General features: G+C 50.3%; 9 protein-coding genes and 1 riboswitch. Of the genes, 2 read left to right on the top strand and 7 right to left on the bottom strand.

From position 1 onward, the window contains the following. Positions 1–205 precede the first annotated feature (205 nt). Positions 206–700: a type IV pilin protein gene (locus ACTHUF_RS03740; protein ID WP_440407106.1), complete on the top strand. Its 495-nt coding sequence runs from the start codon at positions 206–208 to the stop codon at positions 698–700. Positions 701–773: 73 nt separating this feature from the next. Here the strand turns inward: ACTHUF_RS03740 and ACTHUF_RS03735 are convergent, their stop codons facing one another. The 7 genes from ACTHUF_RS03735 to metK form a co-directional block, all read right to left on the bottom strand. Then, positions 774–1,598 carry an undecaprenyl-diphosphate phosphatase gene (locus ACTHUF_RS03735; protein WP_070608078.1) on the bottom strand — a complete coding sequence of 275 codons (825 nt, stop codon included), beginning with the start codon at positions 1,596–1,598 and terminating at the stop codon, positions 774–776. Between the two features lie 44 nt (positions 1,599–1,642). After that, positions 1,643–2,284 carry a thiol:disulfide interchange protein DsbA/DsbL gene (locus tag ACTHUF_RS03730; protein ID WP_070608096.1) on the bottom strand — a complete coding sequence of 214 codons (642 nt, stop codon included), beginning with the start codon at positions 2,282–2,284 and terminating at the stop codon, positions 1,643–1,645. Between the two features lie 11 nt (positions 2,285–2,295). Beyond that, positions 2,296–3,396, bottom strand: a complete 1,101-nt coding sequence (locus ACTHUF_RS03725; protein WP_315094652.1) for an SPOR domain-containing protein — start codon at positions 3,394–3,396, stop codon at positions 2,296–2,298. A gap of 154 nt (positions 3,397–3,550) precedes the next feature. Next, entirely contained in the window at positions 3,551–5,047 is a 1,497-nt protein-coding gene (locus tag ACTHUF_RS03720; protein ID WP_128581483.1) for a YifB family Mg chelatase-like AAA ATPase, read from the bottom strand. Between the two features lie 13 nt (positions 5,048–5,060). Then, a complete protein-coding gene (locus tag ACTHUF_RS03715; RefSeq protein WP_003684455.1) occupies positions 5,061–5,381 on the bottom strand; it encodes an accessory factor UbiK family protein in 321 nt (106 codons plus the stop codon). 124 nt (positions 5,382–5,505) lie between these two features. Then, complete coding sequence (locus ACTHUF_RS03710; RefSeq protein WP_070608075.1) at positions 5,506–6,570, bottom strand: DUF1176 domain-containing protein; 1,065 nt, start codon at positions 6,568–6,570, stop codon at positions 5,506–5,508. Between the two features lie 171 nt (positions 6,571–6,741). Next, entirely contained in the window at positions 6,742–7,911 is a 1,170-nt protein-coding gene (metK, locus tag ACTHUF_RS03705; protein ID WP_440407102.1) for a methionine adenosyltransferase, read from the bottom strand. Between the two features lie 173 nt (positions 7,912–8,084). Continuing rightward, positions 8,085–8,195, bottom strand: a riboswitch (SAM-I-IV-variant riboswitch). A gap of 108 nt (positions 8,196–8,303) precedes the next feature. Here metK and ACTHUF_RS03700 point away from each other — a divergent pair. Then, positions 8,304–9,185 carry a lysophospholipid acyltransferase family protein gene (locus tag ACTHUF_RS03700; protein ID WP_440407100.1) on the top strand — a complete coding sequence of 294 codons (882 nt, stop codon included), beginning with the start codon at positions 8,304–8,306 and terminating at the stop codon, positions 9,183–9,185. Positions 9,186–9,224: the final 39 nt, after the last annotated feature.

The raw sequence follows: 9,224 nt of genomic DNA, 5'->3' as shown, positions 1-9,224 counted from the left end.
GCCGCCCAACCTGCCGTGAAAAAATAAGCCTGACTCTGCCTGTATGCCGCCCTGCGGCCGAACCGTTTGCCGGTTGGGCCCGGGGCGGCTTTGTTTGGGGGCGGGAATAAAGCTTGAACCAGTGGGGGCTTCCGTTGAGTAAAGGAATAAACGGATAGAGTGCCTCTTGTTGGATAGGGATATAAAAGATAAAGGGAATAAGGATATGTACTTAAAAGCATTTGACGGAAAACGGAATGGGGCAACTGTGCAGAGGGGGTATTCTTTGGTCCAGCTGTTGGTGGTGGTGCTGCTGGTTTCGATCTTGGCGACGGCGGCCTTTACGGCCTATCGGGAATCGGTCCGCTCGGCCAACCTGCGTGCGGCGCATGCCGCGCTGCTGGAAAATGCGCGCTTTATGGAGCAGTTCTATGCGAAAAAGGGCAGCTTTAAGCTGACGTCGACGAAGTGGCCGGAATTGCCGGTGAAGGAGGCGGGCGGTTTCTGTATCAGGATGAGCGGTCAGGCTAAGGGCATCCTGGAGGGTAAGTTTACCTTGAAGGCGGTGGCGCTGGACAGGGAGGCGGAGCCGAGGGTGTTGCGCTTGAACGAGTCGCTGACGGCGGTGGTGTGCGGGAAGATGAAGGGGAAGGGCAGCTGTGCGGACGGTGAGGAGATATTTAGGGGTAATGATGCGGAGTGTAAGCCTTTTATGGGGTAGAAATCTGATAGAAAGGGGGGGAGGCGGATAAAGAAAAAAGGACGTGCGCGGGTACGTCCTTTGGGGAGAGGGGTTATTCGCTCCAGCTGACCCAGCCCAGCATCCAAGTAAGGAGAATCAGACCACCAAATACGATGCGGTAGTAGGCAAAAGGCACATAGTTTTTACTGGAGACAAATTTCAGCAAAGCTTTTACTGCCAATAAACCGGCGATAAATGCTGCGATAAAACCGATGGCAATTTGTCCGACATCTTGCAAGGTAAAGAGTTTGTAGTTTTTTAAGATGTCGTAACCTGTGGCCGCAATCATCATTGGTACAGCAAGGAAGAATGAAAATTCAGTAGCCGTTTTACGTTCCAGCCCCCACAGCATACCACCCATGATGGTACTGCCTGAACGTGATGTCCCAGGGATAAGGGCACAAATTTGGGCGCATCCTACAACAAATGCGTCAATTGGGCGCATATCATCGACATGGTTGACTTTAGGTTTTGCTGTTGCTTGGCGTTTTTCAACCCATAAAATGAAGAAGCCTCCCAGTACCAGCATGGTAGCAACGGTAATCGGGTTGAAAAGATGCAATTTAATTTGTTTACTGAATAAGAGGCCAACAATCGCAGCGGGGATGAATGCGATAAATAAATTCAGCACAAAGCGATTGGCTGTTCGCTCTTTGCCTAGTCCTTTTATGATATGGGTAAATCGTTGGCGATATTCGAATACGACGGCTAATACGGCACCGAGCTGGATGGCAATTTCGAATACTTTACCGTTACTTTGGAAATTCATTAAGTCGCCGAATACAATCAAGTGACCGGTACTTGAAATAGGGAGGAACTCGGTTAAACCTTCGATAATACCGAGAATAAGTGCTTTAAATAAAATCAGAATGTCCATAAGTTTTCAGACGGCCTTGAGGCCGTCTTTCTTTTGTTGAATAGTTAAAGTGGTTTTGAGGATTGTTCGCGACGGGCTTTGACGATGAGGTCATCTATGGTTTTCATACCGACTTTCCAGTCGCCACCATTGAAATTGACTTTGTATTTACCACCGACAATGACAGTTGGTGTGTTTTCAATTCGATAAGTTTCCGTCAATTGCTGCATTTTTGCAGCAGCCGACGCGGCAGCAGGGCTATTGTAGGCTTGAAGCAGTTTTTGACTGTCAAAACTTGTCTGTTTACCAACCCATGATCGGAATACATTTGCATCAGCCAGGTTGATTTTTTGTTCGTAAACTGCTTTGAAGATGACTGGATTGGCCTGATATTTTAAACCTGAAAGATTGACGGCAGCGGCTACTTTAGCCAAGCCTAACATTTCAGGCATCCAAACGACGTGTTCTGTCCGTAAGGAAACATCTTTGGCAAAGGTTTTGCTGTGTTGCAACAAAACTGGATCGAGATGGTAACAATGGACGCAGAAGTAGCCGAAAAATTCTAGCACTTCAATTTTTCCGGCTTGTTGCTGCGGAATAGGGCGACTGAGGACAGTATAGTCCACGCCCTCGGTAGCAGCCTGCGCACTCAGACTGAGCAGGCTCAGGCTGAGTGCGGAAATGGTTTGTTTTATATGCTGCTTCATCAGTGATTCCATTATTTGCTAGAACGAATCAAGCTGTTGATATTATGGCCTTGCAGGTTTTTTTGCAGTTTTACAGCGGCTTCCTGCGGCATGGTATTACTTTGAACTCGGTAAATGGTTTTGTCGCCGTTTTGCGATTCAACCACTTTGGAAGAAACACCTAAAATAGCTAGTTTTGCACGTTGTGAGTCTGCGCTGGAGCGGTCTGCATATGAACCAAGTTGCAGGAAGGCTTTTTTACCGCTGTTCACAGCTGCTTCGGCTTTTTCTGCTGACTGTTTACTTGCAGTGTTGCTGCTTTCTTTTGTTGTAGAGGCATTTGCTGCTTTACGTGCTTTTTCGATGCTGCCGCTGTTGAGGATTTGCTCAGGTGTCGGCTTGTTTTGTTTTTTGGCTTCGGCTGCTTTTTTCTCAGCCAATTTGCGCTCGGCACGCTCTTTTTGTTTGTCGGTCAGTTGGTCGGCTGCTTTTTTATCTTTTGCAGTTTTATCAGTAGCTTCTTTTTCAGCTTTGGCTTTTTCTGCGCGTTTTTTCTCTAATTCGGCTTTTTTCTCGGCCAGTTTTTTCTTGGCGGCTTCTTTTTCTGCTTCCGTTTTTGCGGCTTTTTCTTTGGCTTCGCGTTCGGCTTTATCGGCGGCAGTTTTGTCTGCTCTTTCTTTGGCTTCGCGTTCAGCTTTGTCGGCGGCGGCTTTTTCAGCTTTTTCTTTAGTTTCGCGTTCGGCTTTTTCTGCTTCAGCTTTATCCGCTTTTTCTTTGGCTTCACGTTCTGCTTGTTCAGCTTTTTCCTGAGTTTCTTTGGCAGCCTTTTCAGCCTCTTCTTTAGCTTTGGCTTCTTTCTCTGCTGCTTCTTTTTCAGCAGCTTCTTTTTCTGCTTTGGCTTTTTCTTCATCTGCTTGGGTAGATGAAGTGTCGGTAGCTGGGCGTTTCTCTGCTTTGTCCTGAGGTTTCAGGATTTCAGGTTCTTCGCTTTGTTTAGGCTGAGTCAGCTCTTTGAAAACGTTTTGGTTGCCTTGGTTCAAGAAGAACAAAATACCGGCAATAATACCTGTTGCCAGTATCAGGCCGAAAAAGAAACCGGCCAAGCCTTTGCCATATTGTGTAGATTTTTTCATGACTTACCTTGTAATAATGTGTTCAGACGGCCTGAGGGGAGACTGTCTGAGTTTAGATTCGATATTTTATCAATAACCGTTATGGACGGCAAAATCCTGATGCTTTGTTTACTCTAGTTTTACTTAAACATAAAGATTCAGGCCGTCTGAAAAGTTAAAGGGCGCGACGGAAGCCGATGGCTTTCATCACATGGGTTTTGCTGACTTCTTCGTCGCCTGCCAAATCAGCCAGCGTACGGGCAACGCGCATGATGCGGTGGAAGCTTCGAGCGGAAAGGGACAGTTTTTCGAGCATGGTTCCCAAGGCTTCTTGCGCTTCTTTTTGGATGCGGGCTTTACCATCGAGCTCGCTGATACTCAGTTCGGCATTGACTTTGCCTTGTCTGTTGTATTGGATTTTGCGTGCGGCGGTAACGCGTTCCAATACTGTGGCACTGGATTCGCCTGCTTCTTGTTGCATCAATTCGGCAGCAGAAAGGCTGGGTACTTCGATGGTTAAATCAATACGGTCGAGCAATGGCCCTGAAATTTTGTTGCGGTAGCGGGCAACACTTTCAGGCGTGCAACGGCAAGGTTTGGACGGATGGCCAAGATAGCCACAAGGGCAGGGGTTCATGGCGGCGACAAGTTGGAACTTGGCCGGATAAACTGCTTGGCGTGCGGCGCGGGAAATATGGATTTCGCCGTTTTCCAAAGGTTCGCGCAATACTTCTAATACTTTACGGTCAAACTCGGGTAATTCGTCTAAAAACAACACACCGTGATGCGCCAATGAGATTTCGCCCGGACGTGGGTCTGAACCACCGCCTACCATGGCTGCCGAGCTGGCGCTGTGATGAGGGCTACGGAAAGGACGGTTGCTGTCGAGTTGCTGTTGATGGTTGGGCAGGAGCGAACGCAATGCCCATACTTCGACCAATTCGTCTTCGGTCAAAGGCGGAAGGATACCGGGCAAACGTTGCGAAAGCATGGATTTGCCTGTACCCGGCGGACCCATCATCAGCAGGCTGTGTCCGCCTGCCGCTGCGATTTCCAAAGCGAGGCGGGCGGTATGCTGGCCTTTAACATCGGCTAAATCAGGAATTTTACTTTGTTCAGAGGGCCTTTGCGTCAGCTTGCATTCGGTTTGTGTCAACGGTTCGATGCCGTTTAAATGGGCGGCCACTTCGCCTAAAGAACGCGCTCCATAAACCGCGATACCGCGCATGACGGCAGCCTGTTCGGCATTTTCTTGCGGCAAGACGAATGAACGGCCGGCCTGCATTCCCTGCCATGCCATGGCCAGCGCGCCGCGCACGGGACGCAGCAGGCCGGACAGTGCCAATTCTCCGGCAAACTCATATTGCACGAGCTTTTCAGGATTGATTTGTCCCGATGCGGCAAGAATGCCTAAGGCAATAGGCAAATCGAAACGGCCGGATTCTTTTGGGAGGTCGGCCGGTGCGAGGTTGACGGTAATTTTCTTGGCGGGAAAGTTGAAGCCGCTTTGGATGATGGCGGCACGTACACGGTCGCGGCTTTCTTTGACTTCAGTATCGGGCAAACCGACGATATTGAAATGTGGCAAGCCGTTGGCAAGGTGGGCTTCCACTTCGACCAACGGCGCATTCATGCCGCTTAAGGCGCGGCTGTAAACCAAAGCAAGCGACATGTTTCAGACGGCCTTATTCGGCAGCTTCAGTTTGTTGTTTGATTTCGGCAACAGCTTCTTCCGCAGCAGCTTCGGCAGCTTTCAAAGCAGCTTCTTCAGGCTCTTGAGCGGCTTCGAGTTTGGCCAAACGGGCTTCCAATTCGGCCAGTTTGGTACGGGTTTTAATCAAAACCTGTTGTTGGATGTCGAATTCTTCGCGGGTCACCAAATCCATGCGGTTGAATGCGCTGCCGAGCATGGCTTTAACGTTTTTTTCCATGTCTTTGGCAGGGCTGTTGGCGATGGTTTCGCTGATTTTGGAGCTGACTTCTTCAAAAAGTTGTTTGCCGAACATAATCCGTATCCTTTATTCAGAATGTATATAGAAATTCAAGTGGCTATTGTATAAGGAAAAAGGCCGTCTGAAAACGGGAATTTTGAGACGGCCTTTGCTTTCTATCGTAAATATTCCGTGTATTTTAACGTTCAACACGGGCTTCAAAAATAGGCATCAGCCACGCGCCGCCTGTGAAGCCTTTGCATGAACCGGTGGTGTGTTCCTCACTGCGGACAAACGTTTTACCATCCCACACCGCTGCATTGCCAGACCAGCAGTCGCCGATCCCTCGGCCTTTGAAGCTGCCGCTAAGGGTGGCTGTTTTCTCATCGAATCCGCCGTGCCCGCCGTATGTCATTGGCGGCAGCACTTGTTCAATTTTGGTCAATTCTTTATCGGCAATGGCATAGTAGCCGCTGGTTTGATAAGCACCGCCGATACAGATGGCCGAAATCAAAACCTGACGATCGTTGAGCGGATGGACATACAGGCTGCGGTTCCAATCCATTTGCTCTTTATTGTGCAGGGCGTAACAGTAATTATCGTCGCCTTCGGAAACGCGGTTGCTGTCGCTCAAGAGTTTCATGACGGCGCTGTGGCGTGGTGTGCCTTGTTCCAGCATATCGCCCTCTTTTTTCGGCACGGCAACGGCGCGGATGACGGGTTTGGGCTGCGGGCTGAGGACTGCCTGACTGCTGCCGCCTTTGCGAATCAGCGCGGAAGGCGTATTCAGACGACCTTGGAATTCGTCCGCTTTCAACATCGCCGCCGCTGCGCCTTTGTCGGACAAGTGCCATTCATATTTTCCAGAACGGATGCTGATTTTGCTCTCTTTTTTCAATGCTTCGAGTAAGGCGCTGGTTTGCGCGCTGCTCAATTTGCCTGTGCCTTTTTTGTTCAACGCCAATTTGCCCAGTGATTTGCCGTTCAGCATCAATTCGCTACGGGCTGCCACGCAGGCGAGTTGGCGGTCATCGTCGTTAAATGGCAGCAGGGAAACTTCGCCAATTACTGCGGCATTCGCCCCTGCTTGTCGGGTAAACAGGATAGAAACCGGCGGTTCTATTTCATCTGCTTGGTATCCGGCAAGACGGCAGGTGCCGGTATTGTCGCAAGCAATGTCCCAGTCTTTGTAATTTTGATAAAAGCCTTGAGGCGGAGCAGCCAGTGCGGTGGCAGGCAAAACAGCCAGCAGCCATTTTTTCATGATGCATTCTTTCAATTTTATTTATGTAGATTCACAAAGACAGCATAGCAATCCAAGGTTTCGTTGCGCTGTTTTTGTGAAAATACGATGTGCCGTTCGTAAAAAGGTTTTGAATTTTTAGATGTAAAAAGGCCGTCTGAAACTCCCGTTCAGACGACCTTTATTATTTTTTTACACGCCTGCGGCTGCTTTTAATGCGGCTGCTTTGTCGGTGCGCTCCCAAGTAAATTCAGGCTCCTCGCGGCCGAAGTGGCCGTAGGCGGCGGATTTTCCGTAAATTGGGCGCAGCAGGTCGAGCATTTGGACGATGCCTTTAGGGCGCAGGTCGAAATGTTCGCGAACCAGGGCGATCAGTTTTTCTTCGCTGATTTTGCCGGTACCAAAGGTATCGATGGAAATCGAAGTTGGTTCGGCAACGCCGATGGCGTAGGAAACTTGGATTTGGCATTGGGTTGCCAAACCGGAGGCGACGATGTTTTTTGCAACGTAGCGGCAGGCGTAAGCGGCGGAACGGTCCACTTTGGACGGGTCTTTGCCGGAGAATGCGCCGCCGCCGTGCGGAGCTGCGCCGCCGTAGGTATCGACGATGATTTTGCGGCCGGTCAAACCGCAGTCGCCTTGCGGGCCGCCGATAACGAAGCGGCCGGTCGGGTTGATCAGGTATTTGGTTTCGTCGGTCAGCAGTTCAGACGGCAGAACCGGTTTGATGATGTGTTCGATCACGGCGTTTTTCAGCTCTTCGTAACCGATAGACGGATCGTGTTGAGTAGACAGGACGACGGTGTCGATGCGTTTTACTTTGCCGGTTTCGCTGTCGTAAACCACGGTCAGTTGGGCTTTGGCGTCAGGACGCAGCCAAGGCAGGCGGCCGTCTTTGCGCAATTCGCTTTGGCGTTGCATCAGGCGGTGGCTGTAATAGATGGCAAACGGCATCAGGGTAGGGGTTTCGTCGCAGGCATAGCCGAACATCAAACCTTGGTCGCCCGCGCCTTGATTCAAGTCGATGCCTTCGCCTTCGTTCACGCCTTGGGCGATGTCGGGGGATTGTTGGTCGTAGTACACGCCGACTGCGCAGCCGTTGGCGTCAAAGCCCAGCTCGGAGGAGTTGTAGCCGATGCGTTTGATGGTTTCGCGTGCGACTTTGATGTAGTCCACTTGGGCAGTAGTAGTAATTTCGCCTGCCAATACGCACAAGCCTGTGTTGACCAAGGTTTCAGCGGCAACACGCGCTTTGGGGTCTTGCGCCAAGATGGCATCCAAAATCGCATCGGATACTTGGTCGGCAACTTTATCCGGATGGCCTTCGGATACCGATTCGGAAGTAAACAGATATTCGCTCATTGCTATTCTTTCATTAAAAACAGGCTGCTGTGTTTTCAGACGGCCTTTTATTTCGGACAGCGGAAATCATAACAAAAACTCCGCTTTTTCTCTATACAAGTGAGAAACATTCGCACTTGCCTGCTGTTTCGGAATCCTGTTGCGCGTTTCTTACAGGCAAAAAAATTCCCGCATTAAGCGGGTTTGGATTGCTCTGGCGAGCCACATCGGTTTTTCAACCGTCCACCTTACCTTTCCGTTTGAAAAGCAGGTTGGCATGGAATTCCCAACTCTTAATGCAGCGCGGATAGTAGCAGAAAAGCAGGTGTGCCGCAATATATTTGCCCGAAGTCTGTTTTGTTCAGACGGCCTGTTTCGTTTACAATCTGTCCACTTCATTTTGGTAAAACCTTATGCAAACGCTTGTTACCTTTGTTTTTAAATTTTTGGCCGCGCTGCCTTTGGCTTGGTTGCACAAATTAGGCAACCTGCTGGGCGGTTTGGGTTTCCGCGTGCTGTCGAAAGATCGCCGGCGTGTTTTTGAAAACATGAAACTTGCCGGTTTGAACCCGACGGACGAGGCAGTGAAAAAAGTTTTCCGTGAAACGGCAAAAGGCGGCTTGGAATTGCCGGTGGCGTTTTTCAGACGGCCTGAGGAAATTGAAAACCTGTTTGTCAGTGTCAACGGTTGGGAACATGTTCAGACGGCCTTGAGTGCGGGCGAGGGTTTGCTGTTTATCACACCGCACATCGGCAGCTATGATTTGGCGGGCCGCTACATCAGCCAGCAGCTGCCGTTTCCGCTGACGGCGATGTACAAACCGCCGAAAATCAAGGCTTTTGATGCGGTGATGCAGGCAGGGCGTGTGCGCGGCAAGGGCAAGACTGCGCCGACCAGCATTCAGGGCGTCAAACAAATCATCAAGGCCCTGCGCGGCGGCGAAGCGACCATTGTGTTGCCGGACCATGTACCGTCTCCGGAAGAAGGCGGCGACGGCGTGTGGGTGGACTTTTTCGGCAAACCTGCCTACACCATGACGTTGGCGGGCAAGCTGGCGCAAGTTAAAGGCGTGAAGGCTTTGTTTTTCTGCGGCGAGCGTCTGCCCGACGGTAAAGGCTTTGTCTTGCACATCGAGCCTTTGCGCGGCGAGTTGAACGGCGATAAGGAGCACGATGCGCGCGTGATCAATGAAAATACCGAATATTGGATACGCCGTTTTCCGGAACAATATTTGTTTATGTACAACCGCTACAAACATCCCGAAGGTGCGCCTTTCCCTCCGCCGGAGGTATAGGCTTGCCGAATGTAAAAAACCTGCTTGGACTCAAGCAGG

Source organism: Neisseria sp. P0024.S006 (genome assembly GCF_051956595.1).
In the GTDB taxonomy this organism is placed as follows: Bacteria; Pseudomonadota; Gammaproteobacteria; order Burkholderiales; family Neisseriaceae; genus Neisseria.
The sequence above is the reverse complement of the archived record's forward strand: the minus strand, read 5'-3'. Positions and strand labels throughout refer to the sequence as shown.